The organism is Lentzea flaviverrucosa (assembly GCF_003350445.1).
Lineage (GTDB): Bacteria > Actinomycetota > Actinomycetes > Mycobacteriales > Pseudonocardiaceae > Lentzea > Lentzea californiensis.
In genome coordinates this window covers 981,730-1,006,837 of record NZ_QQAU01000001.1, presented here as the reverse complement: position 1 = coordinate 1,006,837, position 25,108 = coordinate 981,730, and the positions used below count along the sequence as shown (strand labels likewise).

At 70.0% G+C, this 25,108-nt stretch carries 26 protein-coding genes; 15 read left to right on the top strand and 11 right to left on the bottom strand.

Annotated elements, in window-relative coordinates; translation table 11 throughout:
* Positions 1-71 precede the first annotated feature (71 nt).
* The 4 genes from DFR72_RS04525 (at position 72) to DFR72_RS04510 (ending at position 3,728) form a co-directional block, all read left to right on the top strand.
* Entirely contained in the window at positions 72-1,316 is a 1,245-nt protein-coding gene (locus DFR72_RS04525; protein WP_090063894.1) for a hemolysin family protein, read from the top strand.
* On the top strand, positions 1,313-2,344 hold the full coding sequence (locus DFR72_RS04520) for a hemolysin family protein (protein WP_090063895.1): 1,032 nt from the start codon (positions 1,313-1,315) through the stop codon (positions 2,342-2,344). Before DFR72_RS04525 ends, DFR72_RS04520 begins: the two co-directional genes overlap by 4 nt.
* Before the next feature lie 27 nt (positions 2,345-2,371).
* Positions 2,372-3,319: a sporulation protein gene (locus tag DFR72_RS04515; RefSeq protein ID WP_090063896.1), complete on the top strand. Its 948-nt coding sequence runs from the start codon at positions 2,372-2,374 to the stop codon at positions 3,317-3,319.
* A gap of 88 nt (positions 3,320-3,407) precedes the next feature.
* Positions 3,408-3,728: a DUF6292 family protein gene (locus DFR72_RS04510; protein ID WP_090063897.1), complete on the top strand. Its 321-nt coding sequence runs from the start codon at positions 3,408-3,410 to the stop codon at positions 3,726-3,728.
* A 61-nt stretch (positions 3,729-3,789) separates the two neighbouring features.
* Here DFR72_RS04510 and DFR72_RS04505 read toward each other — a convergent pair whose 3' ends face one another.
* Positions 3,790-5,946 carry an MMPL family transporter gene (locus tag DFR72_RS04505; RefSeq protein ID WP_090063898.1) on the bottom strand — a complete coding sequence of 719 codons (2,157 nt, stop codon included), beginning with the start codon at positions 5,944-5,946 and terminating at the stop codon, positions 3,790-3,792.
* A 5-nt stretch (positions 5,947-5,951) separates the two neighbouring features.
* Positions 5,952-6,503 (bottom strand): TetR/AcrR family transcriptional regulator, encoded by a 552-nt coding sequence (locus DFR72_RS04500; protein WP_090063899.1) that lies wholly within the window; start codon positions 6,501-6,503, stop codon positions 5,952-5,954.
* Between the two features lie 85 nt (positions 6,504-6,588).
* Here DFR72_RS04500 and DFR72_RS04495 point away from each other — a divergent pair, with 85 nt between their 5' ends.
* A complete protein-coding gene (locus DFR72_RS04495) occupies positions 6,589-7,128 on the top strand; it encodes a hypothetical protein (protein ID WP_090063900.1) in 540 nt (179 codons plus the stop codon).
* 10 nt (positions 7,129-7,138) lie between these two features.
* Entirely contained in the window at positions 7,139-7,429 is a 291-nt protein-coding gene (locus tag DFR72_RS04490; RefSeq protein WP_090063901.1) for a DUF1905 domain-containing protein, read from the top strand.
* Here the strand turns inward: DFR72_RS04490 and DFR72_RS04485 are convergent.
* Positions 7,426-8,559, bottom strand: a complete 1,134-nt coding sequence (locus DFR72_RS04485) for an endonuclease/exonuclease/phosphatase family protein (RefSeq protein WP_211335298.1) — start codon at positions 8,557-8,559, stop codon at positions 7,426-7,428. The two genes, DFR72_RS04490 and DFR72_RS04485, sit on opposite strands and share 4 nt — an antisense overlap.
* A 199-nt stretch (positions 8,560-8,758) precedes the next feature.
* Between DFR72_RS04485 and DFR72_RS04480 the strand changes: the two genes are divergently transcribed.
* Positions 8,759-11,377: an AfsR/SARP family transcriptional regulator gene (locus DFR72_RS04480; protein ID WP_211335297.1), complete on the top strand. Its 2,619-nt coding sequence runs from the start codon at positions 8,759-8,761 to the stop codon at positions 11,375-11,377.
* Between the two features lie 99 nt (positions 11,378-11,476).
* Here the strand turns inward: DFR72_RS04480 and DFR72_RS04475 are convergent, their stop codons facing one another.
* On the bottom strand, positions 11,477-13,441 hold the full coding sequence (locus tag DFR72_RS04475; protein WP_090064517.1) for an MDR family MFS transporter: 1,965 nt from the start codon (positions 13,439-13,441) through the stop codon (positions 11,477-11,479).
* A 95-nt stretch (positions 13,442-13,536) separates the two neighbouring features.
* Here DFR72_RS04475 and DFR72_RS04470 point away from each other — a divergent pair, with 95 nt between their 5' ends.
* The 3 genes from DFR72_RS04470 to DFR72_RS04460 are packed head-to-tail and all read left to right on the top strand — an operon-like array spanning position 13,537 to position 15,896.
* Positions 13,537-13,869, top strand: coding sequence for a putative quinol monooxygenase (locus tag DFR72_RS04470; RefSeq protein WP_090063903.1), 333 nt, complete (start codon positions 13,537-13,539; stop codon positions 13,867-13,869).
* A gap of 51 nt (positions 13,870-13,920) precedes the next feature.
* Positions 13,921-14,199 carry a hypothetical protein gene (locus DFR72_RS04465; protein WP_090063904.1) on the top strand — a complete coding sequence of 93 codons (279 nt, stop codon included), beginning with the start codon at positions 13,921-13,923 and terminating at the stop codon, positions 14,197-14,199.
* Positions 14,196-15,896, top strand: coding sequence for a GMC family oxidoreductase (locus DFR72_RS04460; RefSeq protein ID WP_090063905.1), 1,701 nt, complete (start codon positions 14,196-14,198; stop codon positions 15,894-15,896). The genes DFR72_RS04465 and DFR72_RS04460 overlap by 4 nt, the downstream gene beginning before the upstream one ends.
* On the opposite strand, the gene DFR72_RS04455 is transcribed toward DFR72_RS04460, so the two are convergent.
* Positions 15,829-16,248 carry a hypothetical protein gene (locus DFR72_RS04455; RefSeq protein ID WP_143086647.1) on the bottom strand — a complete coding sequence of 140 codons (420 nt, stop codon included), beginning with the start codon at positions 16,246-16,248 and terminating at the stop codon, positions 15,829-15,831. The two genes, DFR72_RS04460 and DFR72_RS04455, sit on opposite strands and share 68 nt — an antisense overlap.
* 92 nt (positions 16,249-16,340) lie before the next feature.
* Here DFR72_RS04455 and DFR72_RS04450 point away from each other — a divergent pair, with 92 nt between their 5' ends.
* Positions 16,341-16,715 (top strand): YciI family protein, encoded by a 375-nt coding sequence (locus DFR72_RS04450; RefSeq protein ID WP_090063907.1) that lies wholly within the window; start codon positions 16,341-16,343, stop codon positions 16,713-16,715.
* On the opposite strand, the gene DFR72_RS46215 is transcribed toward DFR72_RS04450, so the two are convergent.
* Together DFR72_RS46215 and DFR72_RS04440 are read right to left on the bottom strand one after the other, a co-directional pair.
* The gene (locus DFR72_RS46215; RefSeq protein ID WP_177224505.1) at positions 16,700-17,215 is read right to left on the bottom strand and encodes a cupin domain-containing protein; all 516 of its coding nucleotides are present in this window, start codon (positions 17,213-17,215) and stop codon (positions 16,700-16,702) included. The two genes, DFR72_RS04450 and DFR72_RS46215, sit on opposite strands and share 16 nt — an antisense overlap.
* Before the next feature lie 4 nt (positions 17,216-17,219).
* Positions 17,220-18,740 carry an FAD-dependent monooxygenase gene (locus tag DFR72_RS04440; RefSeq protein ID WP_090063908.1) on the bottom strand — a complete coding sequence of 507 codons (1,521 nt, stop codon included), beginning with the start codon at positions 18,738-18,740 and terminating at the stop codon, positions 17,220-17,222.
* A gap of 54 nt (positions 18,741-18,794) precedes the next feature.
* Between DFR72_RS04440 and DFR72_RS04435 the strand changes: the two genes are divergently transcribed.
* From DFR72_RS04435 to DFR72_RS04425, 3 genes are read left to right on the top strand one after another with little or no spacing between them, the layout of a single operon-like run.
* Entirely contained in the window at positions 18,795-19,784 is a 990-nt protein-coding gene (locus tag DFR72_RS04435; protein ID WP_090063909.1) for an ABC transporter substrate-binding protein, read from the top strand.
* On the top strand, positions 19,781-20,503 hold the full coding sequence (locus DFR72_RS04430) for an ABC transporter ATP-binding protein (RefSeq protein WP_090063910.1): 723 nt from the start codon (positions 19,781-19,783) through the stop codon (positions 20,501-20,503). Before DFR72_RS04435 ends, DFR72_RS04430 begins: the two co-directional genes overlap by 4 nt.
* On the top strand, positions 20,500-21,249 hold the full coding sequence (locus DFR72_RS04425; RefSeq protein ID WP_090063911.1) for an ABC transporter permease: 750 nt from the start codon (positions 20,500-20,502) through the stop codon (positions 21,247-21,249). The genes DFR72_RS04430 and DFR72_RS04425 overlap by 4 nt, the downstream gene beginning before the upstream one ends.
* Here DFR72_RS04425 and DFR72_RS04420 read toward each other — a convergent pair.
* Complete coding sequence (locus DFR72_RS04420; RefSeq protein WP_090063912.1) at positions 21,246-21,902, bottom strand: TetR/AcrR family transcriptional regulator; 657 nt, start codon at positions 21,900-21,902, stop codon at positions 21,246-21,248. The two genes, DFR72_RS04425 and DFR72_RS04420, sit on opposite strands and share 4 nt — an antisense overlap.
* Before the next feature lie 59 nt (positions 21,903-21,961).
* Between DFR72_RS04420 and DFR72_RS04415 the strand changes: the two genes are divergently transcribed.
* Entirely contained in the window at positions 21,962-22,792 is an 831-nt protein-coding gene (locus DFR72_RS04415) for an SDR family NAD(P)-dependent oxidoreductase (protein ID WP_090063913.1), read from the top strand.
* Here the strand turns inward: DFR72_RS04415 and DFR72_RS04410 are convergent.
* Genes DFR72_RS04410 through DFR72_RS04400 form a run of 3 tightly spaced genes read right to left on the bottom strand, consistent with a single transcriptional unit; the run spans position 22,789 to position 25,027 of the window.
* Positions 22,789-23,451, bottom strand: coding sequence for a CE1759 family FMN reductase (locus tag DFR72_RS04410; RefSeq protein ID WP_090063914.1), 663 nt, complete (start codon positions 23,449-23,451; stop codon positions 22,789-22,791). The two genes, DFR72_RS04415 and DFR72_RS04410, sit on opposite strands and share 4 nt — an antisense overlap.
* Entirely contained in the window at positions 23,451-23,873 is a 423-nt protein-coding gene (locus DFR72_RS04405; protein ID WP_245982514.1) for a MarR family winged helix-turn-helix transcriptional regulator, read from the bottom strand. Before DFR72_RS04405 ends, DFR72_RS04410 begins: the two co-directional genes overlap by 1 nt.
* Positions 23,870-25,027 (bottom strand): LLM class flavin-dependent oxidoreductase, encoded by a 1,158-nt coding sequence (locus tag DFR72_RS04400; RefSeq protein ID WP_090063915.1) that lies wholly within the window; start codon positions 25,025-25,027, stop codon positions 23,870-23,872. Before DFR72_RS04400 ends, DFR72_RS04405 begins: the two co-directional genes overlap by 4 nt.
* Positions 25,028-25,108 lie beyond the last annotated feature (81 nt).

Below are 25,108 nucleotides of genomic sequence, written 5' to 3'. Positions count from 1 at the left end.
GCTACGTGCTACTGTTGGTACATGTCTGAAGAAGCCGATGTAGACGGCTGTAGTACTGGGCCGGGTGCGTCTTGTTGATCGCATCCGGCTTGCTCGCCATCGTGGCCCTCACCGTGGCCACCGGCTATTTCGTCGCGCAGGAGTTCGCCTACATGGCGGTCGACCGCGGCCGCCTGCAGCAGCTGGCCGAGGGCGGCTCGAAGGCCGCCGACCGTGCCTACCGCGTGACCCAGAAGCTCTCGTTCATGCTGTCCGGTGCCCAGTTCGGCATCACGGTGACAGCGCTTCTAGTGGGGTACGTCGCCGAGCCGCTGCTCGGCACCGGTCTCGGCGTGCCGGGCTCGATGGTGATCGCGCTGGTCTTCGCGACCTTCGTGCAGATGGTGCTCGGTGAGCTCCTGCCGAAGAACCTCGCGATCGCGCGGCCCGAGAAGCTGGCGCTGGCGCTGAGTTCCTCGACGCTGGTCTACCTGAAGATCGCCGGTCCGGTGATCCGGTTGTTCGACGCGGCCGCGAACCGGCTGCTGCGCGCGCTCGGCATCGAGCCCGTCGAGGAACTGCCCCAGGGCGCGACCCCCGAGGACTTCCGGCAGATCGTCGAGGAGGCGGGGGAACAGGGTCACCTCGACCCCGAGCTCACCCGCCTGCTGGAGCACGGCATCGGGTTCCGCGAGCTCGTCGCGGAACAGGCGATGACGCCCCGCGTGAACGTCCACACAGTACGGTCCGACGAACCCGCCGCGCGCGTGGTCTCGTTGCTGGAGACCGGCAACTCGCGGTTCCCCGTGGTCGGCGACGACCTGGACGACCTGCGCGGTGTCGTCGGCCTGGCCGAGGTGCTGACGCTGCCGCCGGAGGAGCGTTCCTCGACGGAGATCGGGAAGATCGCCTCGCCCGCGCTGGTGGTCCCGGCGACGCTGCCGTTGCCCGCCGTGCTGGAGCGCCTGCGCACCGAACGCCGTCAGCTCGCCTGCGTGGTCGACGAGTTCGGCGGGTTCGCCGGTGTCATCTCGCTGGAGGACCTGGCGGAGGAGCTCGTCGGTGAGATCCACGACGAGGACGACCACATGGCCGACATGATCGAGAAGGTCGGCGACGACTGGCGCGTGCCCGGCCGCATGAGGCTGGACGAGGTAGAGGACGCCACCGGTGTGGAACTCCCGGAAGACGACGCCTACGACACTGTGTCCGGTCTGGTGCTGCACCAGCTGGGCCGAGTCGCCGAGGCCGGAGACGAGATCGAGATGAACGGCGTGCGGCTGGTGGTCACTTCCGTGGCGCGCAACGTGCCCGACTCGGTGGTGTTGTCCCGATGAGCATCCTCATCTCCGTTGTGCTGCTGGCGTTGAACGGCTTCTTCGTGGCCGCGGAGTTCGCGTTGATCGCGGCGAAGCGGCACCGGCTGGAGCAGGCCGCCGAGACGTCACGAGCGGCGCGTGCCGCCGTGGCGGGCGTTCGGGAGCTGTCGCTGATGCTCGCGGGTGCCCAGCTCGGCATCACGCTGTGCACCCTGGGCCTGGGCGCGCTGGCCAAGCCGGCCGTCGCGGACCTGCTGGAACCGGCGCTGCGCCTGACCGGCCTGCCGGAGGCGTTCGCCTACGGCATCGCGTTCGCGATCAGCCTGGTGCTGGTGGTGTTCCTGCACATGGTCGTCGGCGAGATGGCCCCGAAGTCGTGGGCCATCGCGAACCCCGAGCGGTCCGCGCTGATCCTGGCGCTGCCGTTCCGCGCGTTCGCCCGCTCGGTCCGCTGGCTCCTCAGCGGACTGAACGGCGTCACGAACGCGCTGCTGCGCCTGATGAAGGTCGAGCCGCAGGACGAGCTGGCGCAGGCGCACCGGCCGGACGACCTGCGGATGCTGCTGCGCCAGTCCGCCGAGCACGGCCTCATCCCCGAGGCCCAGCAACGGCTGCTGACGAGGATGCTGCAGGTCCAGCGCACGACCGTGAGCGAGGTGATGGTGCCGATCGAGGAGACCTCGGCCGTCACCGAGGACACCACCGCGCGGGAGGTCGAGCGACGCAGCCTCCAGTGTGGACGGTCGCGCTTCCCGGTCACCGGCCAGGACGGCCGGTACGTCGGACTTGTGCACATCCGCGACGCCATGCGCGCCACGGCCCGCGGCGAGGACCCGCCGGCCCGCGAGCTGATGGGCCCGGTGCTGACGCTGCCCGCGTCGATGCCGGTGGCCCAGGCCGTGACCGCGATGCGTGCCGAACGGTCGCAGCTCGCCCTGGTCGGCGATGGGGAGATTCTCGGCATCGCGGCCCTCGAAGACCTCCTCGAAGAGCTGATCGGCGACTTCGAGGACGAAACCGACACCCGTCCGGCCGGCGTCCGCTGACCGGAGTTTCCCAGGGAGGAAACACACATGTTCAAACGGATGCTCAGCGCCTTCGGCGTCGGTGGCCCGTCGGTCGACACCGTGCTGGACTCGCCGCACGCCACGCCCGGCCAGGTCGTCACCGGGCAGGTGCGCATCCAGGGTGGCAGCGCGGACGCCGAGATCGGCCAGGTCGTGCTGTCGCTCGTCACCCGCGTCGAGGTCGAGCGGGGGGACCACGAGTACGCCGGCGTGTCCGAGTTCCTGCGGGTCGTCGTGCAGCAGGGCGTGCGGGTCGCGGCCGGTCAGCTGGTCGCGATCCCGTTCCAGCTGCCGATCCCGTGGGAGACCCCGATCACCGCGGTCGGCGGCGGCCAGCTGCCCGGCATGACCGTGGGCGTGCGCACCGAGCTCGTGATCGCGGGCGCGCCGGACAAGGGCGACCTCGACCCCGTGCTGGTGCACCCGCTGCCGTCGCAGGACGCGGTGCTGAACGCGTTCGGGCAGCTCGGTTTCTCGTTCCGCAGCGCGGACGTCGAGGCCGGCCGCCTGCACGGCGTGCCGCAGGAGCTCGGTTTCTACCAGGAGATCGAGTTCTTCCCGCCGGCCCAGTTCGCCGGTGCCGTCCAGCAGGTCGAGCTGACGTTCGTCGCGAACCCGCACGAGCTGTTCGTGATCCTGGAGGCCGACCGGCGCGGCGGGATGTTCTCGTCGGGCGGTGACGCGTTCGGTCACTTCCACCTGTCGCACCAGGAGGCGGAGGTCGCCGACTGGGCCTCGTCCATCAACGGGTGGCTGGCCCAGGTCGCGCAGCGTGGCGGCGGCATGCACGGCCACCACGGCGTGCACGGTCACCACGGCGGTCACCACGGCCGGGGCGGCATGGGCATGGGCACGGTCGTCGCGGCCGGTGCCGCCGGTGTCGTCGGCGGCATGGTGGTCGGCGAGATGATGGACGACGCGTTCGAGGACTTCGGCGACTTCGGCGGCGAATGACCGGGTTTGCGTTCCTCCTCCCGGGGTAACCGCGTTCTGCGTCAAGCAGTCGGCGTTGTTGCCCCGGTGAGCGGAGGGTGGTGACGACGTGATCGCGCTTGATTACGCGCTGAGGGTCACGCGGGAACTGGGTTTGAGCGGTGAGTCCTCGTGCGTGGACCAGCTCAAGCCGTTGCGTGTGTACATCGCCGTGGACGGCCGGTTACCCGGACATCCCGATCATGACGTCGCGCTGCTGTGGACTGAGAGCCACGGGTGGGCGATCGCCGTCGAGGACGGTGCCGAGCTGACCGTGGTGGCACACCTGGGTGGGGCCGTGGAGCCGCCACCGCGCACCGTCGCCCGCTGGGTGCGGCGCCAGTTCACCGAGAGCAGCTCATCGGTGTTGGGTACTGGACAAGTGGCCTGAACGCAGAAAAGGTCCCTTGCGCCCGTGATCACGGGCGCAAGGGACCTTTTCATGAGCGGGATCAGCCGACGCTGACCGGCTCCTGCCTGTCCTTCTTCTCGATCTCGTCGAGCGCGGTGCCCTCGACGTCGAGCTCCGGCAGCCAGCGCAGGAACTTCGGCAGCCACCAGGCGCGCTCGCCGAGCAGGGCGAGCGCGGCCGGCACGAGCACCATGCGGACCACGAACGCGTCGACGAAGATGCCGACGGCCAGGGCGAAGGCGATCGACTTCACGGTCGCCTCGCCGGCGGGGACGAAGCCCGCGAACACCGAGAACATGATCAGTGCGGCGGCCACGACGACCGGGGCGGCCTGGCGGAAGCCCGTGGTGATGGCCTCGATGGGCTTCGCGCCGCGGTGGTGCGCCTCGTGCATCCGGGACACCAGGAAGATCTGGTAGTCCATGGCGAGGCCGAACAGGATGCCGATCACCAGGATCGGCGTGAGGCTGATCAGCGGGCCGGTGCTGTCGAGGTTCACCGCGCCGGAGAGCCAGCCCCACTGGAACACCGCCACCGTGGCGCCGAGCGACGCGCCGATGGTGAGCAGGAAGCCGAGCACGCCGACCAGCGGCACGAGCAGCGAGCGGAACACCAGGACCAGCAGCACGAGCGCGAGGCCGACGACGACCGCCAGGTAGATCGGCAGGGCCTTGTCGAGGGACGTGGCCACGTCGACGCTGACCGCGGTGGCACCGGTGACGTAGGCCTTGCCGCCGTCCACACCGGACAGTTCGGCGCGCAGGTCGGCGACGAGCTTCTCGGTCTCCACCGTGTCCGGGCCGGACTTCGGGATGACGGTGACGAGCGCGGACTTGCCGTCCTGGCTCGGCTGGGCCGGCGTCACCAGTGCGACGTCGGACAACTGCGCGATCGGCTTGGACGCCTCGGTGGCCGTCGCGGCGGCGCCCTCGCCCTCGAACAGGACGATGATCGGGCCGTTGAAGCCCTCGCCGAAGCCCTTCGCGAGGATCTGGTCGGCGCGTTCCTGCGTGGAACCGGCCGGCGGCTTCTGGATCAGCGTGGTGTCCATGGACGTCACCGGGATCGCGACGATGCCGAGCGCCACGACCGAGAACAGCAGCGCGACGACGCGGTTGCGGGTGATCGCACCGCCCCAGGCGCGGATGACGCCGCGGTCCTTGGGCTCCGAGGCCTCGGCCGCACGTTCCTTGCGGGTCAGCACGCGGCGGCCGAGCAGGCTCAGCACCGCGGGCACCAGCGTGATGGCGATCAGGACCGAGACGACGATCGTGGCGGCGGCGGAGACGCCCATCTGCGTGAGGAACGGGATGCCCGCGATCGCGAGACCCACGAGCGCGATCACCACGGTGAGCCCGGCGGTGACGACGGCGGAACCGGCGGTGCCGACCGCGGTCGCGACGGCGTGACCCACGCTGGAGCCGCGGCGCAGCTCCTGGCGATAGCGGTTGATGATGAACAACGCGTAGTCGATGCCGACCGCGAGTCCCAGCATCGAGGCGAGGATCGGCGTGGTCGACTGCAGGTCCATGAACCCGGTGGCGATCGTGATGCCGAGCGTGCCGATGCCGACGCCGATGCCGGCGCTGAGCAGGTTCATGCCCGCGGTCACGAGCGAGCCGTAGGTCAGGGCGAGCACGACCAGCGCGAGCACGACGCCGATGGCCTCGGTGGGCCCGCCGACGTGCGGCGTCTCCTGCATCGCGGTGCCGGTGACCTCGACGGTCAGTCCGGCGGCGCGCGCCTTGTCGACGGCCTTGGTCAGCTCGGCGCGCTGCTCGGCGGTGACCTCACCGGGCTTCACGTCGTAGGTGACGGTGCTGTAGCCGACGTTGACGTCGCGGTTGACGCTGGGCGCCGCCGGGTCGAGCGGGTTCGTCGCCGACCGCACGCCCTTGAGCGCGGACTCGTCGGCCACCAGGTCGGTGATCGCCTTGACGTGCTGCGGCAGCGTCTGACCGTCCGGGGCCTGCACGACGACCTTGGCCGACGCGGTCTCGCCGGAACCGAACTTCTCCTGGATGCGCTCCAGGGCGGTGGTCGACTCCTGCCCGGGGATGGACATCGAGTTGGACGTCTCACCGCCGAGGGTGAACGCGCCGACACCGGTGCCGATCAGCACGAGGAGCCAGATCAGGACGACGGGGAGACGGCGCCGGTAGGTGCCCATTCCCAGTTTGTAGAGCAGTTTCGCCATGATGGTCAGGCCTCCTGGTGCCCGAGTGCGTCGTAGCAGGTAGAGAGGATCAAGGGGCGCCAGGTCGTCTTGTCACCCTGCTGGTTGGCCAGAAGGGTGAGCACGGCCATGGCGCTCAGCGCGCCGACGATCCGGATGGCGCGGGGCAGTTCTTCCTCGGGGTCGATGACGAACATCTCGTTGAGGAGCAGCTCGTCCTGCGCCTGCTGCGGGTCCTCACCCGGCGCCGTCATCGTCCGGAACAGCAGCGAGACCAGTCCTGGCCGGTCCAGCGCGTGGTCGGTCAGCAGCTCCAGCGCCCGCCGGTCCCGCTCGGGCCCTGCGGCCAGCGGTGAGACCTGGTCGAGGACGTGCATCGTGAGCACACGGCTCTGCTCCCACGCCGCTTCGAAGAGAGCGTCCTTGCTCGGGAAGTGGTGCAGGAGGCCGGCCTTGGACAAGCCGACAGCGTCCGCGAGCGACTTCAACGAGGTCTGCTCGAAGCCGTGCCGCGCGAAGAGCGCGGCGGCGGCGTCGAGGATGTTCTCGTCGACCCCGGTCCTGGGCTGTCGTGGCATGAAATCGACTTTACGACGTTCACCGACCGATTCGGTAGGTTTACCGACCGAAATGGTCGGTGGCGTTCGTCACCACAATGGGTGAGTGATCGAGGTTCAGGCGGTGGTCGAGGTGACCGGCGGTGATGTTGTTGCGCTGTCCGGGCGGATGAGCCGTGAGGAGTTCGACCGGGCACTCGTCGCCATCGCCGGCTATGGCTCGGACGACGACGTCGAGTTCGGACCGGCGCAACTCCGCGCGCTGCTGGACGAGGAGGTGATCATCATGGCCGGCGGGCTGCAGGTGCGGGACACCGAGACCGGCGTGCGCGTCGGACCCGGCTGCTGCGCCGGGCTGGAGAGCTGGCGCGACTGGGCGAGGCTGCTCGACGGCGAGGTGCCGTGGCTCGGGCACTCGCCGTCGCCCGGGGTGGAGTTCGCCGCCGGCGTGGTGAGGGTGCGGCCGGACGAGGAACGCTCTGACGACCTCGCGTGCGAGATCGCGGACCTCGCCGGGCACCTGGAGCGCGTGCGCCAGGACCTCACCGGGTTCCTCGACCTCGTGCGGCGCTGGACGCCCCACGGGCTGGGCGAGGTGCTGGCCGCGCGGTTCGACGAGGACTTCGTCATCACCGCGCCTCTGTGAGAATGGACGGATGTTCGTCTTCGACGCGGAGCTCTGGATCTGGGACGCCCGCCGCACGGATACCTGGACCTTCGTGACGCTGCCCGAGGACGTCTCGGACCAGATCCGCGACATCGCCACGCCCGGTGCCGGGTTCGGCGCGGTCAAGGTGCGCGTCGGGGTCGGCGCGAGCAGCTGGTCGACGTCGGTGTTCCCGGACAAGCAGTCCGGCTGCTACGTGCTGCCGATCAAGGCGGCGGTGCGCAAGGCGAACGACGTGGTGCCGGGCGACGTCCTCGAGGTGACCGTCGAGGTCGTCTAGAGCGTCCAGTCGATGTCGGCGTAGATCGCGGCGTGGTCACTGGCCGCGTGCACCTCGTTCGTCATGGTTTCGTAGACGTCCCAACGGTTCTTCGTGCGCGGGCCGCGCCACACGCCCTTGCGGAAGATGCCGCCGCCGGTGGCCTTCGCGAACAGTTCGGGGGTGAGCAGGACGTAGTCGATCTTGCCCTTCTCGTTCACGCCGCGGTACGTGCCCAGGCGGTGGTCCCAGTCGAAGTTCTCGTGCTCGCTGATGTCCCGCAGGCCCGTGCGCTGGAACAGGGGGCGCAGCGCCTCGCTGTCCGCGGTGTCGTTGAGGTCGCCGACGACGGCGATGTGCTCGTGGCCCTCGTCGCGCAGGCGGTTCACGATGCGGGCGATGCGGACCGACTGGCGGAACCGGCGGCGGGCGCCGATCGGGTCGCCGGGTGCGCCGTAGCCCTTGGACTTCAGGTGGTTCACGAGCACGACGACTTCGGGACCGGCGGGCGTGCGGACGTGGTATTCGGCGCAGTCGCGGGAGAACACGACGCCCGAGCTGTCCTTCGCGTACACGTGCGTGCGGATCGTGATGACCTGGTGGTCGTCCCGCGTGAGCAGTCCGACGTTGATGCCGCGCTCGTCGTTGCCGTCGATGAGGTGGACCTCCTCGTAGGGGGTCCAGCCGACGTTCTTGAGCATGCTGGCGGAGAACATGTGCAGCAGTTCGCGCGACTCGGCCTCGACCACGCCGAGGACGTGGGCGCCGACGTCGCGCATCACCTGTGCGGTGTGGCGCGTGGCGAGCTCGCTGATGGGTTCGGTGGTGAGCTCCACCCAGCCGACCCAGGACTCGCGACCGCTTGCCACGACCGAGGTCTCGCCGGTGCGGTGGCGCGCCAGGAACCGGCCGCGGATGCGCCGCAGGATCGCGTACTTGCTGCGGTCGCTCCTGAGCAACTCCAGTGTCGCCAGGTGTTCTTTCAGCTCTTCCTTGACTTCCGGCGCGTAGGTCTCGGCGGCGATGAGTTCGTTGAAACGGGCGTGGGCGGCCAGGATCGGGGCCGCGTGCTTGGTGGCGTTGCGGCCCATGACTTTCGGGCGCTCGAACATGTTCTCCACGTTGAACGAGCCGATCCGCGTGGTGCTCACACACTCCAGGGTCGCATGTGGAGGAACGAGTGCGCCCTGGTCCGCTCGGGTGATCTTTCGTTGCGCCGAAGGTGGGGAAGGCCCCGTGGCTGGGCTGCCGGGTCCGGTCGGACCGGGGCCTTCCTGCCGTGCCGACGTTGCCCGTTCGATCAAGGGTGAACCTAGGATGAACCTTGAATCCACTGGCTGAGGGGTGATCTTGGAGTTCGGGCTGCTCGGCGCCGTGGAGGTGCGGGACGCGGGCGTGCCGGTCGAGATCGGCCACGTCCGGCAACGGTCCGTGCTGGTCGCGCTGCTGGTGGAGGAGGGCCGGCCGGTCCCGGTCGATCGGCTGCTCGGCCGCGTCTGGGGTGAGCGGGCGCCGCTGCGAGCACGCGAGACGCTCTACGGGTACGTGTCGAAGCTCCGCAAGCTGCTCGGGCTGGACATCGAACGCTCGCCGGCCGGATACCGGCTCGTGGTGGACCCTGAGCAGGTCGACCTGTTCCGCTTCCGCGCACTCGTGCGGCAGGGCGCTCTCGACGCGGCGCTCGGGTTGTGGCGCGGGCAGGCGCTGGACGGCCTCGAGTCGCCGTATTTCGACACGTTGCGCGAGAGCCTGCACGCCGAACGCGTCGCCGCCGAACTGGACCGCAACGACGTGGCGCTCGCGGAGGGCCGGCACGCCGCGCTGCTGCCGTCGTTGCGGCGGCTCGCCGACGCGCTGCCGCACGACGAACGCCTTGCCGCGCAACTGATGCTGGCGCTGCACCGGACCGGCAACGACGCGGAGGCGTTGCGGCACTACGAGATCGTGCGCCGACGCCTCGCGGACGAGCTGGGCGTCGACCCGAGCAAACCGTTGCAGGACGTGCACCAGAGGATCCTCGTCGGCAGCGTGGAGGAACGTGCCGCCGGTCCACGCCAGCTGCCCGCGCCGCACCCGTGGTTCACCGGTCGCACCGGCGAGCTCGCCGCGGTGGGGTCGTCCGGCACGGTCGTGATCACCGCGATCGGCGGGACGGGCGGCATCGGCAAGACCGCGCTGGCACTGCACTGGGCGCACCGGCACCTCGACGAGTTCCCGGACGGCCAGCTCTACGTGAACCTGCGCGGCTTCGACCCGTCCGCCGGGCCGACGCCGCCGGAGACCGTGCTGCGCGAGTTCCTGGAGGCGTTGGGGGAGGAGACGATCCCGGCGGGCCTGGACGCGCGGGCCGCGCGCTACCGCAGCGTGGTCGCGGGACGGCGCCTGCTGGTGGTGCTCGACAACGCCCGCTCGACCGAGCAGGTCGTGCCGCTGCTGCCGGGTCCCGACGCGACGGTGCTGGTCACGAGCCGCCTCAAGCTCGCGGGGCTGGTGGCGGCGCACGGAGCGCGGTCCGTGTCACTGGACGTGCTGCACCCGGCCGACGCCCGCGAGTTCCTCGTGGCGAGGCTGGGCGCCGCGCGCGTGGCGGCCGAACCCGGGGTGGTCGCGGACCTGGTGAACTGGTGCGGCGGACTGCCGCTGGCACTGTCGATCGTCGCCGCCCGCGCCGCGGTGGAACCGGACTTCCCCCTCGCCGCGTTCGCCGCGGAACTGCGCGAGCACCCCCTCGACGCGCTGGACACGGGCGAGATCGGCACGAACCTGCGCACGGTGTTCTCCTGGTCTGTGGCGGCGCTCTCGGACGAGGCGGCGCGCGCGTTCGGACTGCTCGGCACCGTCGGCACGGCGGACGTGGGTCTCACGGCAGCGGCGGCGTTGCTCGACCGGCCCGTCACACGGGCGCGAATGGTGTTGCGAGAGCTGGAGAACGCGCACCTGGTGCAGCAGCACGTGCCCGGCCGGTACCGGATGCACGACCTGGTCGGCCTGTACGCGGCGGACCTCCCCGCCGATCCGGGCTCCCGGCTCGCCGACTTCTACGCCGCCACCGCACGGGCCGCCGCGCTCGCGCTGGAACCGCACAAGGTGTTGCCGGAGCACGAAAGCGGCCACGCGCTCACCTTCGGGACCAACGCGTCGGCGATGGCCTGGTTCGACGCCGAGCACGCCTGCCTGATGGCAGAACAGCGACAGGCGCTGGGGCGTGAGGACTTCGATGCGGCCTGGCTGATCGGCCGCGCGCTGAACAACTACCACCTGCGGCGTGGCCGCACCTCCGACGACATCGACGCCTGGCTGACGGCGTTGCGCGCCGCGGAGGCGCTGGGAGACCCGATCAAGCAGTCCACCGCGCACCGGTGCCTCGGTGCCAACTACATCGAGGTCGGTCAGACACCGTTGGGGCACAACCACTTCGAACGCGGCCTGGAACTGGCCGCGGGCACCGGCGACCGCGAGGCGCACGGCGGCGCACACCGGGCGATCGCATGGGCGGCGGAGTTCGTGGGCGACCTGGAGAAGGCGCTGGAGCACTCGCTCGCCGCGCTGGAGGAGTTCCGCGCGGCCGGGACGGAGATCCGCGTGGCCGAGTCGCTCAACGAGGTCGGCTGGCGTCACGCCTGCCTGGGCCGCTACGCCGAGGCCCGCACGTTCTGCGAGGAAGCCATGCGGCTCAACGACAAGCTCGGTCACGCCGAGGGGTGCGCGGCCACTCTCGACAGCCTCGCGCACATCGCCCACCACGACGGCCGCCACGCCGACGCCGTCGCGCACTACGGCGAGGCGCTGGCTTTGTACCGGGAGCTGGACAACTCCGCCGAGCAGGCCACCGTGCTGGAACACCTGGGTGACGTGCACGCGGCGGCGGGGGAGACCGTGCAGGCGCGTGAGCAGTGGGACCGGGCGCTGGAGCTGTACCGGGAGCAGGGCCGCGACACGGAGGCCACGGCCCTGCAAGCCCGCGTGTAGTGGCGTGGCTCAGAACGTTGGCTGGGTAATTCACGCTCAGCAGGGCGCGTCGCACCCGTCTGACCGCGAATTCGCCCGGCAACGTTCTGAGCCACACCACTAAACCCGGCTCATCTGCCGGCCGCTCTCGATCAGCTCGTCGGTGAACGAGTCGAGCGCGTGCGCGAAGTCGAGCTGGTCCGGCTCGTGCCAGTCCTGCAGCTGGTCGAGCAGCCAGCGCCGCCACGCCCGCACGAGCTGGGCGAACACGTCGGCGCCCCGGTCGGTGAAGCGGTAGCCGTCGTCGCCGAACGCCAGGTGCCCGGACCGCACGAGGGCCTGCGCGGTCGGTTCGAAGATGCCGCCGGGCACCTTCGTCATGTCGGCGATCTCGTCGAGCGTCGCCACGCCGTCGTCCGTCGACGCCCGGTACACGCGGCCGAGCAGCCACGCCTGCTCCAGCGGCAGGTCGACGCCGGACCGGCGCAGCACGGCCAGGCCGGGGTCCTCGTTGGACCTCGCGACCACGGTGGAGACCAGATTGCGCAGCTCGTCGTAGGAGTTCGACGGCGGGGCGGCGAAGCTCTCGCCCACGCCGCTGTTGCCGGACGCGGAGGCACGGGACGTGTCGCGCAGCTGCACCTGCGGCAGGAAGAACGCGACGGCCAGGGCCACGAGCCCGATCGGCGCGGCGATCAGGAACATCATCTGCACGGTCTCGGCGTACCCGGCGACGATCGGGGCCCTCAGCGCGTCCGGCAGCGCGTGGACGGCGGCGGGGCTGGCGATGGCACGCGGGTCGACGCCCTGGGGGACCACCAGGTTCTTCGGCAGGTTGTTCGCGTAGATCGTGCCGAAGATCGCGACACCGAACGAGCTGCCCATGGTGCGCAGGAAGCTGATGCCGGACGTGGCGACGCCGAGGTCGGTGTAGTTCGTGGTGCTCTGCACGACGATCACCGGCACCTGCATCACCAGGCCGATGCCCGCGCCCAGCACCATCATGAACGCGCCCATCTCCCAGTAGCTGGTCGACGCGTCCAGGAGGGACAGCAGGAAAAGGCCGATCGTGAGACCGACCGAGCCGGCCAACGGGAAGATCCGGTACCTGCCGGTGCGGCTGATCGTGTTGCCGGTGAGCAGCGCAGTGGCCATGAGCCCGGCGATCAGCGGCAGCATCCACAAGCCTGACGCCGTGGCCGACTCGCCGCGCACGTACTGCAGGTAGATCGGCAGGTAGGTGATGCCGCCGAGCATCGCGAACCCGACGACGAAGCTCAGGATGCCCGACACCGTGAACACCCTGCTGCGGAACAACCTCATGGGCAGCATCGGCTCGGCGGCGCGTTGCTCCACCAGCACGAACGCGACCAGCAGCACGACCGAGCCCGCCGCCATCCACAGGATCGTCGGCGACGTCCACGCGTACTCGGTGCCACCCCAGCTCGTGACCAGTGTCAGCCCGGTCGCCGCGAGGGCGATCAGCGCGATGCCGGCGTAGTCGATCTTCGGACGGCCCTCGGTCCTGATGGTGGGCAGCGCGGCGATCGCCACCAGCACCACCGCGATGCCGAGCGGGATGTTCACGTAGAACGCCCAGCGCCAGCTCAGGTGGTCGACGAACAGCCCGCCGAGCAACGGCCCGGCGACCGTCGCGACGCCGAACACCGCGCCCGCCAGCCCCTGGAACTTGCCGCGTTCCTTCAACGGCACGACGTCCGCGATGATCGCCGTCGAGGTGACCATCAGCCCGCCGGCGCCCAGACCCTGGATCGCGCGGAACGCGATGAGCGTGGTCATCGACTCCGACCAGCCCGCGAAGAACGACCCGACCAGGAACAGCGCGACGCTGACGACGAACGTCTTCTTGCGCCCGTAGAGGTCGCCGAACTTGCCGATCAGCACGGTCATGATCGTCTCGGCGAGCAGGTAGGACGTCACCACCCACGACAGGTGCGCGCCGCCACCCAGGTCGGCCACCATCGTGGGCAGCGCCGTGGACACGATGGTCTGGTCGAGAGCGGCCAGCAGCATGGCGAGGAGGACGGCCGCGACGACCAGGTTCCGCCTGCGGGTGTCGATCATCTCGGGCACCGGGCGATGGTCGCGCAGGTCGCGCGATCTCGCAGGGCGGAAGAGCCCGATCTAGGCTCAGGGGTGATCACCCGAAGGAGGCCGTCTTGATCTTCATCACCGCCAAGTTCCGCGTCCTGCCCGAGCACGCCGAGGCCTGGCCCGAGATCAGCAGGAGCTTCACCGAGGCCACCCGCGCCGAACCCGGCTGCCTGTGGTTCGACTGGTCGCGCAGCCTCGACGACCCGAACGAGTACGTGCTGGTCGAGGCGTTCCGCGACGGCGACGCGGGCGGCGCGCACGTGCGGTCGGACCACTTCAGGGCCGCCCAGGCCGAGCTGCCGCGGTACCTCGCGGAGACGCCGCGCGTCGTCAGCCAGGCCGTCGAGCAGGACGACTGGTCCGAGCTCGGCGAGATGGAGGTTGCGCCACGCGGGTGAGCCTTGCCCGGATCGTTTGGTGCAGGCGGTTCCTCCGCCGAGTATGGCCGGATGGACGCCTTCGTGGAGTTGTCCGCCGAGCTGACCGGGTTCTCGGCGGACGAGCTGAGGTCGACCGGACTGGTCGAGGAGTACCGCGCGCTGGCCGACGGCGCGCCCGACAACGAGATCATCCAGCTCTGGTACACGGGGGTCTGGCGAGGGGTGATCCCGGGCGAGCGCGCCTACGCCGAAGGACTGGCGTGGAAGGCCGTCGGGGCCGCCGCGCCGGGCACCAGGGCTCCCGGGTTCGGCAGCTGGGAGCAGAGACCCCGAAGAAGCGCCCGGTGAGGGCCGTGGTGGCCGGCGCTGGCTTCGCCGGCTCGCTCATCGCCAAAGTGCTGGGGGACAACGGGTTTTGCGTGCTCGTGCTGGAGGCGGGCGCCGAGGCGAACGACGACGCGGCCGGCCGGTTCCGCACGGCGCTCGTCAAGTCGCCGCTGAAGCCGTACCGCACGACCGCCGCCGCACCGTCCAGCCCCTACCTGATCAACACCGGGCCGTTCGCCTACTCGAGCCCGTACCTGCGGATGAACGGCGGCACCGGCACCGCCTGGACCGGCATCACGCCCCGGATGCGCCCGGACGACTTCCACACCGCCGACCTGGGGCGCGGCCGGAACTGGCCGCTGAGCTACGCCGACCTGGAACCCGCGTACCGCGCCGCGGAGTGGGAGATCGGGATCGCGGCCGACGCCGACGAACAACGCCAGCACCTGCCCGTCGCGGACGGCTACCGCTATCCCATGCACGCCCTGCCCCGCACGTACCTCGACCACGCCATCGCGTCCGTTGTGGACGGTGCCGGCATCGACGGCCGCGAGCTGCTCGTCATCGGCACACCGCAGGCGCGCAACGGGGTTCCGGTGAACGGGTACCGGCTGGACGGGCACCAGTGCACCGGCTACGCGAGCTGCGTGCCGGTCTGCCCGGAGAACGCCAAGTACACGCCGCACCGGACGCAGAAGCGGTGGTCCGCGAACGTGGAACTGCGCACGCGCTGCGTGGTGAACCGGGTGCACGCCGACGAGTTCGGCCGCATCACCAAGGTCAGTTACCAGCGCTACGAGGACGACACGTCCGGCAGGCACACGCGGCACGAGGAAGAGGCGGACGTCGTCATCCTCGCCGCTCATGCCATCGAGAACGCCAAGCTGCTGCTCATGTCCGGGCTCGCGAACAGCAGCGACCAGGTCGGCCGCAACCTGATGGACCACCCCGCGCTGCTGACGTGGGCGTTGATGCCGCAGCCGATCGGCCCGTTCCGCGGACCGGGCTCGACGACGGGCATCGAGGCGTTCCGCGGCGGTCCCGACCGTGCCGCGCGGGCGCCGTTCCGCATCGAGATCGGCAACTGGGGCTGGGGCTGGTCGGCCGGTAGCCCCGACTCCGACACCGCGGAGTTCGTCGCGGCGGGGCTGCGGGGCAAGGCGTTGCGGGAGGCGGTGGCGGACCGGGTCGGCCGCCAGTTCACGCTCCAGTTCGAGATCGAGCAGGAGGCCGACCCCGCGAACCGCGTGACGCTCGACCACGCGCACCGCGACCCGCTCGGCAACCCGCGCCCGTCGATCCACTACGGACTGTCCGACTACGTGAAGGACGGCCTGCTGGCCGCGAAACGGGTCTCGGACCGCATCTTCGAGATGCTCGGCGCCGATGACCACACCTCGTACAAGCCCGATGAGGAAAGGTACTTCGAGCACGACGGCGAACCGCTGCGCTACTGGGGCGCCGGGCACGGCGGCGGCACGCACGTCATGGGCACCTCGCCGCGCGACTCCGTCGTGGACCAGTGGCAACGCTGCTGGGACCACCCGAACCTGTACGCGGTGGGGTGCGGCAGCATGCCGTCGCTCGGCACGTCCAACCCGTCGCTGACGATGGCCGCCCTGGTCCTGCGCACCGCGGACCACCTCGTCGCTACGCGGGGGACGCCGGCCCGCGCTGCGCGCGCTGAACCAGCAGGATCGCGGCGGCGACCGCGATGACGACGACGCCGTTGCCGAACGCCCAGAGCACGGCGTTGTCGTGGACGACGTCACGGGTGACGGACGGGTCGCGGAACACCGGGTTGACCTGCGTGATGAGCAGGAGCTTCATCGCGACCGAGACCGCCAGGCAGCCCAGTGCGGGCCGGGGCGCACGCGTGACGACCGCCAGGACCACGGCCAGCGGCGCCCACGGCAGGTAGTAGTAGACGGGGCTGCCCACGGCGAACACGCCCACGAGCGAGCCGGGTCGCGGGTCCGCCAGCAGCTGCGGATTCCACACGACCTGCTCGTAGAGGTTGCCGAACAGCCACATGCCGAGCAGGGGCACGACCAGCCGCGAAGATCTCACCGGGCCATCATGGCGAAATGTCGAAAGCTCCGTGACGCCGATCGACGCAGGGGTGGGCAGCGGACGCTGCCAGTGGACACCGAGGAGAGAACATGCGGTTCATGCTCATGCACCGAGTTTCGCTGGACGACCCGGCCTCGTGGGAGCCGAGCTCCGAGCTCATCGAGCGGATGAACGCCTTCGTCGGGAAGCTGACGGCGGACGGCGTCGTCCTCGGCGGCGAGGGCGTGCTGCCGCGCGGTGCGGTGGTGCGCAGGCGCGGTGCGGCGATCAAGTCGACCGACGGGCCGTTCGCCGAGGCCAAAGAGGTCGTCGGCGGCTTCCTGCTGATCCGCGCGGAGGACCTCGCGCAGGCCACCGCCGTCGCCGAGGACTACATCACCTGCTTCGCGGGCGTCGAGGAGATGTCGATCGAGGTGCGGCAGGTCACCGAGTTCGAGGACATCGAGCCCTACCTGGCCAAGTAGGCCAGTTCGACGACGAACCACTCGCCGTCGAGCCGGCACGGTCCCCCTGGGTGGAGCCGCACGTCCTCACCGTCCAACGCGGCGAGAACGTGCGGCCCCTCCAGGTCCAGGGTCACGTCCGTGACCGTGCGCACGCCGACGTCGTCGGGACGGACGTCCAACGGCTCGGGCAGGTTCTCGCCGAGGTCCTTCAGCTCGACCAGCCGGTTGCGGTAGAAGGTCGTGCCGATGTTCGTGAGCCGGTGCACGGGCGACACGGGCCGGTACACGAAACCGCCGCGGTGCTCGGAGATGAACCTCGGCCCGCTGCCGTCGAGCCAGTCCATGCGGCCTTCCGAACCCTCGATGCTGAGCACGACGTACGGGTTGTGGTGCAGGTGCCACGGGTGGGTCTCGCCCGGTTCGAGCGTCACCTCCCACACGCGGATCACCGGGTCGTCGTGCAGCACGCGCCGGCCGACGTCGACGAGCACGATCTCCTCACCGGACGGTGAGATCACGACGTCACCCCGCAAGGTGCACCTCCTGCAGATAGCGGTCCTGGACCGACCGCCACGAGGCGGCGGTCCACGGTTCGACGTGGGCGATGTGTCCGTCCGGACGTAGAAGGACCACGACGTCGCCGAAGCGTTCCCGCACCGTGTCGCCCGGATCGAAGTAGGCGTGCGAACGCAGGTCCGAGTGCGGAGCGTCCCACCGGCTCACGACGACCTGCCTGAGCCCGGCAGGCCCGTCGGCTGGGATGAACGGCCGGCGGCGCGCGTCGGTGAGGTGCAGCGCGACGAACGAGTCGCGGCACAGCTCGTGCAGGTGGACCGGACCGCGCAGGCCGAAGATCCGCAGGTCCGGGGCTCGGTCGCCGACGCGCAACGGCCCGGCGCGCGTCATCGACCAGTCCGCGCCCAGCCGCACGCCGAGCAACGTCCGCGTCATCGCGTCCTGCCACCCCGCGACGGAGTCCGAGCGCCGGTCCATCACAGCACGGGCCGCCTCCGCCAGCGCGCCCGAACCGTGCACGGCCACCGGTTTCTGCTCGGCCTCGTAGCCGTCGAGCAGGGCCTCCGAAGCCCATCCGCGCAGCACCCACGCCAGTCGCCACGGCAGATTGGACGCGTCGAGCACGCCGGTGTTCAGGCCCAGCGCCCACATCGGCGTGATCAGGTGCGCCGCGTCGCCCAGCAGGAACACGCGGCCGTCCCGCCACGACGACGCGACGCGGTGGTGCACGGTGTAGACGTTGCTGCCCAGCACCTCCAGCGAGTCGACGTCGCCGATGAAGTGCCGCGCCTTGTCCCGCAGTTCGTCCGGTGCCGGCTCGTCGCGGCCGGGCGCCAGCGGGAACACGAACCGCCAGCAGTGCGGCTGCCGCACGAGGACCATCCACTCCTCGCGGTCGCCGAAGTAGGCCAGGTACGGGTAGTCGCGCGGGTGGGCGATGTCGAGGTCGCACACCAGGTCGACCAACATGTACCGCTGCTCCAGGGTGTGCCCGGTGACCTCGACGCCGAGCCGTTCCCGCACGGTCGAGCGCCCGCCGTCACAGCCCAGCACGTACGCGGCCTCGAAGCCGACGATTCCGTCCGGAGTGGACAGTTGCAGCGTCACGCCGTCCTCGTGCTGTGCGAAGTCCACCAGCCGGTGTCCCATCCGCACAGTGCCGGGCGCCAGCACCGACGCGAGCACCGGCTCCAGCTCGTGCTGCGGAACGTTGACGACGAACGGGAATCGCGTCTCGCCGGCCAGTGCCGAGGTGAGCACGCTCCCGGTCGACTTCCCGGTCGCCCGGTCCACCTCGCCGATCTCGTCGAGCCGCAGCGACGCCTCCAGCACCGGTCCCAGCGCGTCGTACTGGTCCAGCACCTCCAGCGTGCGCGTCAGGATCGTGCCCGCTCTCGTCTCCGCCGACAACTCGTCCCCGGCCTCGAAGACGACGACCGGCACACCGTGCGCGACCAGCCCCAACGCGGTGATCAACCCGATCGGGCCCGCGCCGATCACGGCCACCGGACTATCGGACGTGTTCATCGGTCCTCCCCGACCTCTATGTTCGACCATGAGGGAGCCTTCGGGGGAGGGAACATGAGGAAAGCGTTTTCAGTCGTACTCGCCGTTCTGCTGGCCGTCACGGCCTGCGCGGCGCCGGCCGGGCAGAAAGCTCTGCAGAAGGTCGACTACCTGACGTCGTTCGGCACGTTCGGCCGGGACGCGTACGTCCACGTGGCGAAGGAGAAGGGGTTCTTCGAGGAGGCGGGCCTGGACGTCACGATCACGCCGGGCACCGGCAGCGTCGACGTGCTGAAGCTGGTCTCGGCCGGGCGCGCCGACTTCGGCATCGCCGACTTCACCGCCACCGCGATCACCACGGCGAAGGAGAAGCTGCCGGTCACCGTGCTGGCGGCGATCCAGCAACGGTCGCTGGCCGCGATCGTCGCGCTGGAGGGCAACGGGATCTCGACACCCGCCGACCTGGTCGGCAAGAAGATCGGTGACCAGCCGGGGTCGACGAACCAGGTGATGTTCCCGGTGTACGCGAAGGCGGCGGGCATCGATCCGGCGAAGGTCCAGTTCGTGCCGTCCGCTCCGCCCGCGTTGCCGCAGTTGCTGGCCGCCGGGCAGGTCGACGGGATCGGGCAGTTCGTCGTCGGCAAGCCGCTGATCGAGGCCGCGGCGAAGGGGAGGAAGGCGGTCGTGCTGCCCTACGGCGACCTGGTTCCCGATCTCTACGGCAACGCGCTGGTGTCGTCGAAGGACGTCGTGCAGAACAAGCCGGAGCTGGCGCGCACCTTCATGACGGCGCTGCTCAAGGGCCTCGAACACTCGATCGAGCACCCGGCCGAGGTCGGCCCGATTCTCAAGAAGTACCAGCCGGCCCAGGACGCGGACGTGGCCAGTGCCGAGGTCGGGCTGATGGCGGCGTACGTCAAGCCCCTGAACTACAGCGGTCGCGTGGGCGGGGTGACCGAGGCGCGGGTCCAGAAGATCGTCAGCACCCTCGTGGAGGCCGGTGCGATTCCGGCGGGATCGTTGGCGCCCGACGACTTCGTGTCCTTCGGGAGTTCGCCCAAGTGATCAGCCTGACCGGGGTCTCGCACTCCTTCGGCGGTGTGCACGCGCTCGACGGCATCGACCTGGAGGTGGGCGAGCACGAGTTCGTCGCGGTGATCGGGCGGTCGGGCTGCGGCAAGTCGACGTTGCTGCGGCTCGTCGCCGGGCTGCTCACGGCTGCGCGAGGCCGGATCCTGGTGGCCGGTTCGCCGGTCACCAGGCCGCGCAGGGACGTCTCGGTGATGTTCCAGCGGCCGGCGCTGCTGCCGTGGCGGACGGTGCTGGCCAACGTCCTGCTGCCGACCGAGATCTTCGGACTGGGCGATCAGCGGGACCGCGCGCACGAGCTGCTGGAACTGGCCGGCCTCGGCGGGTTCGAGAAACGGCTGCCGCACGAACTGTCCGGCGGCATGCAGCAGCGGGTGTCGCTGTGCCGGTCGTTGATCCAGAGCCCGCGGGTGATGCTGATGGACGAGCCGTTCTCCGCACTGGACGCGATCACCCGCACCGAGCTCTCCGAGGAGTTGCAACGGGTTCAGCTCGCCCGGCCGCGCGCCGTCGTGTTCGTGACGCACTCCATCGACGAGGCCGTGCTGCTCGCCGACCGGATCGTGGTGCTCAGCCCGCGGCCGGGCCGGATCCACCGGATCGTCGACGTGGGTCTGCCGAGGCCGCGCGCGCTCGGCCAGGTCGAGCTCGACGAGGTGAGCCGCGAGTTGCGCGGGCTCCTGGTGACCGCGTGAAGGCCGCGCTGCCGGTGCTCGGACTGCTGGCGATCATCGGGCTGTGGTGGCTCGCGACGATCGTGTTCGGGATCGAGCCGCTCCTCGTGCCGTCACCGGCCGACGTCGTGGCGTCGTTCCTGGAGCTGCCCGGCTACCTGCTCGAACAGGCGCTGATCACGTTGTGGGAGGCCGTGTCCGGATTCGTCCTGTCCATTGTGATCGGTGTGCCGCTGGCGTTGCTGATCGTCGGGTCGAGCGTGCTGGAGCGGATGTTCTACCCGCTGCTGGTCGCGCTCAACGCCGTGCCGAAGGTCGCGATCGCGCCGATCGTCGTGGTGTGGTTCGGATTCGGCATCGAGTCGAAGGTGCTGATGGTGGTGCTCGTGTGCATCTTCCCGATCGTGATCTCGACCGCGTCCGGCATGAGGTCGACGCCCCAGGAACTGGTCGAGCTGTTCCGGTCGCTCGACGCGACGCGGACGCACGAGTTCTTCAAGCTGCGCCTGTGGCACGCGTTGCCGCAGATCTTCGTCGGCCTGAAGGTGTCGATCACTTTGGCGGTCATCGGGGCGGTGATCGGTGAGTTCGTGGGCGCCGATGCCGGACTGGGTTACGTGATCACCGTGTCCGGCGGCAGCGCCGACACCTCGCTGGCGTTCGCGGCGATGACGCTGCTCGCGATCATCAGCGTCGCGCTCTTCTACGGCCTGACCTGGGCCGAGCGCAAGCTGGTGCCCTGGTCCGAGGAACACCGGGTGCTCTAGCGGGCCAGGCGGTCCAGCAGTTCGCCGAGCAGTGCCCGTTCGCCCGGTGTGAGGTCGGCCGGATCGTCGGCGACCAGGGCGCGCAGGGTGAGCGCGGTGCTGGCGCGGGTCGCGGCGCCGCCGGTCGTGGGAGCGCGCAGGACGCCGGCCAGCGCGGCCTCGCGTACGCGTTCGGACAGCGCGAAGTCCGGTTCCGGCTGCGAGATCAGGGTCAGCGTGACGCCGACGTTCGCGGCGAGCACCTGTTCGGCGGCGTCGTCCGCGGGCACCTTCAGCAGGCCTCGGGTTGCGGCCTCGGTGAACCGTTCGCGCAGCGCGGCGTGTGCGGGAGCGGTGACGGCACAGGGTTTTCCGGGTTCGGCGCGGCCGTAGAGCAGGCCGTAGAACGACGGGTGCTCCAGCCCGAACCGCACGTGGCGGTCCCAGCCCTCGCGCAGGTCGCCGAGGGGGTCGCCGGAGCTCTCGACCGCGGTGTACTGGGTGAACCCGTGGTTCAGCACGGCGTCGATCAGCCCCTGCTTGCTGCCGAAGTGGTGGTACAGCGTCGGTGCCTGCACTCCGGCGCGTTCGCACACCGCCCTCGTGGACACCGTGCCGCCGCCGTCGAGCATCTCCGCCGCGGCGAGCAGGAGCCGATCCCGTGCGTTCTGCATGCTCGCTATAGTAGCTTATGTAGCGCTACAGGTGAATCTATAGCGATGGGAGAAGTGCGATGAGGACCTGGTTCATCACCGGAGGGACGCCCGGAGGGTTCGGCCTGACCTACGCCGAGGCGGCGCTGGAACAGGGCGATCAGGTGGTGCTGACCGTGCGCCGGCCCGCTGAGCTGCAGGAATGGGCCGCTGCCCACGGTGACCGCGTGCTGGTCCTCGAGCTCGACGTCACCGACGCCGAGCAGGTGCGTGCGGCGGTGAAGGCGGCGGAGGAGCGGTTCGGCGGGATCGACGTGCTCGTCAACAACGCGGGCCGTGGCTGGTACGGCTCGGTGGAGGGCACACGAGACGAGACGGTCCGTCTCACGTTCGACCTGAACCTGTTCGCCGTGGTCGACGTGGTGCGCGCCGTCCTGCCGGGCATGCGGGCGCGGGGCGGCGGCTGGATCGTCACCATGTCGTCGCTGGCCGGGCTGGTCGGCATCCAGGGCTTCGGCTACTACTCGGCGGCGAAGTTCGCGCTCGAAGGGCTGTCGGAGACGCTGCGCCAGGAGGTCGAGCCGTTCGGCGTGCGCGTGCTCGTCGTGGAGCCGGGATCTTTCCGCACCAAGGCTTACGCGGGTTTCCAGGGCGAGCCGGTGCACGAGACCGTGGACGCGTACCTGCCGCTGGTCGAGGGCGTTCGCGCGACGTTCGCCGACCAGGACGGCAAGCAGCCGGGCGACCCGGAACGAGGGGTGCAAGCGGTGCTCAGTGCGATGAACGCACCTGTCCCGCCGCATCGGATCGTGCTCGGCGGCGCCGCTTACGACGCCGCCGTTGCGATGCACGAGAACGCGCTGGTCGAGCTGCGCGAGAACGAGAAGCTCTCGCGTGGTGCGGACTTCTAGGCGCCGCCCGCCGCCAGGCGCATCAGGTCGGAGTCGAGGTCGATCGTCAGCTCCGTGCCGCCCGCGCTGCCGTACTCGTGCTGGTAGCTGCCCCACGACTCGTCGCGCACGGTCTTCTCGAAGCCCGAGGTCATGAGCGCCACCAGTTCGAGGGCCGCGCGGTCGATGCGCTTGTTGAGGCCGTTGTCCTGCCAGTCCTCGGTCGAGGCGAACAGCGAGGTCGGCACCACGACGGTCCGCAGGTAGGCGAACAGGCCGCGCATCTGGTCGTCGACCACCAGCGCGTGCCTTGCCGTGCCGGCGGTCGCGGCGAGCACGACGGGCTTCGCGATCAGCAGGTCGTTGTCGAGGATCTGGAAGAACGAGGTGAGCAGGCCGCTCGCGCCCGCCTTGTAGACGGGGGTGCTCACGACGATGCCGTCCGCGTGCTGCAGGGTCGCGACGGCGGTCTGCAGCTTCGGCCCGATGTGGTTGGACACCAGGGCGTTCGCGATCTCGGTGGCGAGCTCGCGCAGTTCGATGACCGTCGTGCCGACGGTCTGCGCCCGCTTGCCGGCGAGGGTGGTGACCCGTCCGGCGACGCGGTCGGCGAGCAGGCGGGTGGACGACGGGTCGCTCGTGCCGGCGGACACCACCACCAGCTGGAAGTTCTGGCCCATTACTCCTCGCTCTGGCTGAGCTTGCCGGTGATCGCGGCGAGCTGGTCGAGTTCTTCGGGCGTCAGCACGCTCAGTGCGCGCGTGACGCTGCGTGCGTGCGGGCGGCCGATGGCCCGCTGGGTCTCCCGGCCCACGGGGGTGAGCGACAGGCGCACACCCCTGCGGTCGCCGGGATCGGGGCACCGGTCGAGGTAGCCCCGGTCGACCAGGCGGTCGACCATGCGGGACAGGGCGGGCTGGCTCAGCAGCACGTGGCGGTTCAGCTCACTCATCCTGAGTGGACTGTCGCACTTGGACAGCTGGTACAGCACGTCGTACTCCCGCATGGTCAGGTCGCCCCAGACGTCCTCCGCGTTGAACTGCTTCGTCAGCACGGCGTACGCCTTCATCAGGGACTCCCACGCCTCGTTGGCTCGGGTCACTTCGCGTCCTGGTACGGCGAGCCACCCGTGACGTTGTCACCCCGGTTGGCGTTCGGCTTGGGCTGGCGGACCGGTCCGTCGCCGTACTTGTCCTTCACGCGCCCCGCGTGCGTCGGCGGCTTGGCGGTCTCGGGGTCCTGCCGCGCCTCCATCTCCTTGCGCAGCACCGGAACCACCTCCTCGCCCAGCAGGTCGAGCTGGTTGAGCACCATCTTGAGCGGCAGGCCGGCGTGGTCCATCAGGAACATCTGGCGCTGGTAGTCGCCGAAGTGCTCGCGGAACGTCAGCGTCTTGTCGATGACCTCCTGCGGGCTGCCGACCGACAGTGGCGTCTGCTCCATGAAGTCCTCCATCCGCGGGCCGTGGCCGTAGACGGGCGCCTCGTTGAAGTACGGGCGGAACTCCTTGAGCGCGTCCTGCGACCGCTTCGCGATGTAGGCCTGGCCGCCGAGGCCGACGATGGCCTGCTTCTCCGTGCCGTGGCCGTAGTGCGCGTACCGCTGGCGGTAGAACTTGATCAGCCGCATGTAGTGCTCCTTCGGCCAGAAGATGTTGTTGGCGAAGAAGCCGTCGCCGTAGAACGCGGCCTGCTCGGCGATCTCGGGCGTGCGGATCGACCCGTGCCACACGAACGGCGGCAGGTCGTCCAGCGGCCGCGGGGTGCTGGTGAAGCCCTGCAACGGCGTGCGGAACTTGCCCTCCCAGTCCACGACGTCCTCGCGCCACAACCGGTGCAGCAGGTTGTAGTTCTCGAGCGCCAGCGGCAGGCTCTGCCGGATGTCGGCACCGAACCACGGGTAGACCGGCGCGGTGTTGCCGCGGCCCAGCATCAGGTCCATGCGACCCTTCGCCAGGTGCTGCAGCATCGCGTACTCCTCGGCGATGCGCACCGGGTCGTTCGTGGTGATCAGCGTCGTGGCGGTGCTGACGATGAGGTTCTTCGTCTTGGCCGCGATGTGGCTGAGCAGCGTCGTCGGCGCGGACGAGAAGAACGGCGGGTTGTGGTGCTCGCCGATCGCGAACACGTCGAGCCCGACCTCCTCGGCCTTCTCCGCGATCTGCACGATCGCGTCGATGCGCTCGGCCTCGCTCGGGGTCTCGCCGCTCACCGGGTCCCTGGTGATGTCGCTCACCGAGAAGATTCCGAACTGCACGGCACCCGCCTCCTTCAAACTTAGTGACTTATGCGTTTGCATCTACTCTAACGCCTGGGTGCCCGGACTATTCCCACTACC

Coding starts and splice junctions, on each gene's coding strand:
- DFR72_RS04520 (WP_090063895.1), top strand. CDS start 1,313: ATGAGCATCCTCATCTCCGTTGTGCTGCTGGCGTTGAACGGCTTCTTC.
- DFR72_RS04515 (WP_090063896.1), top strand. CDS start 2,372: ATGTTCAAACGGATGCTCAGCGCCTTCGGCGTCGGTGGCCCGTCGGTC.
- DFR72_RS04505 (WP_090063898.1), bottom strand. CDS start 5,946: ATGGCGAAACTGCTCTACAAACTGGGAATGGGCACCTACCGGCGCCGT.
- DFR72_RS04500 (WP_090063899.1), bottom strand. CDS start 6,503: ATGCCACGACAGCCCAGGACCGGGGTCGACGAGAACATCCTCGACGCC.
- DFR72_RS04490 (WP_090063901.1), top strand. CDS start 7,139: ATGTTCGTCTTCGACGCGGAGCTCTGGATCTGGGACGCCCGCCGCACG.
- DFR72_RS04475 (WP_090064517.1), bottom strand. CDS start 13,441: ATGATCGACACCCGCAGGCGGAACCTGGTCGTCGCGGCCGTCCTCCTC.
- DFR72_RS04465 (WP_090063904.1), top strand. CDS start 13,921: ATGGACGCCTTCGTGGAGTTGTCCGCCGAGCTGACCGGGTTCTCGGCG.
- DFR72_RS04450 (WP_090063907.1), top strand. CDS start 16,341: ATGCGGTTCATGCTCATGCACCGAGTTTCGCTGGACGACCCGGCCTCG.
- DFR72_RS04440 (WP_090063908.1), bottom strand. CDS start 18,740: ATGAACACGTCCGATAGTCCGGTGGCCGTGATCGGCGCGGGCCCGATC.
- DFR72_RS04435 (WP_090063909.1), top strand. CDS start 18,795: ATGAGGAAAGCGTTTTCAGTCGTACTCGCCGTTCTGCTGGCCGTCACG.
- DFR72_RS04420 (WP_090063912.1), bottom strand. CDS start 21,902: ATGCAGAACGCACGGGATCGGCTCCTGCTCGCCGCGGCGGAGATGCTC.
- DFR72_RS04415 (WP_090063913.1), top strand. CDS start 21,962: ATGAGGACCTGGTTCATCACCGGAGGGACGCCCGGAGGGTTCGGCCTG.
- DFR72_RS04410 (WP_090063914.1), bottom strand. CDS start 23,451: ATGGGCCAGAACTTCCAGCTGGTGGTGGTGTCCGCCGGCACGAGCGAC.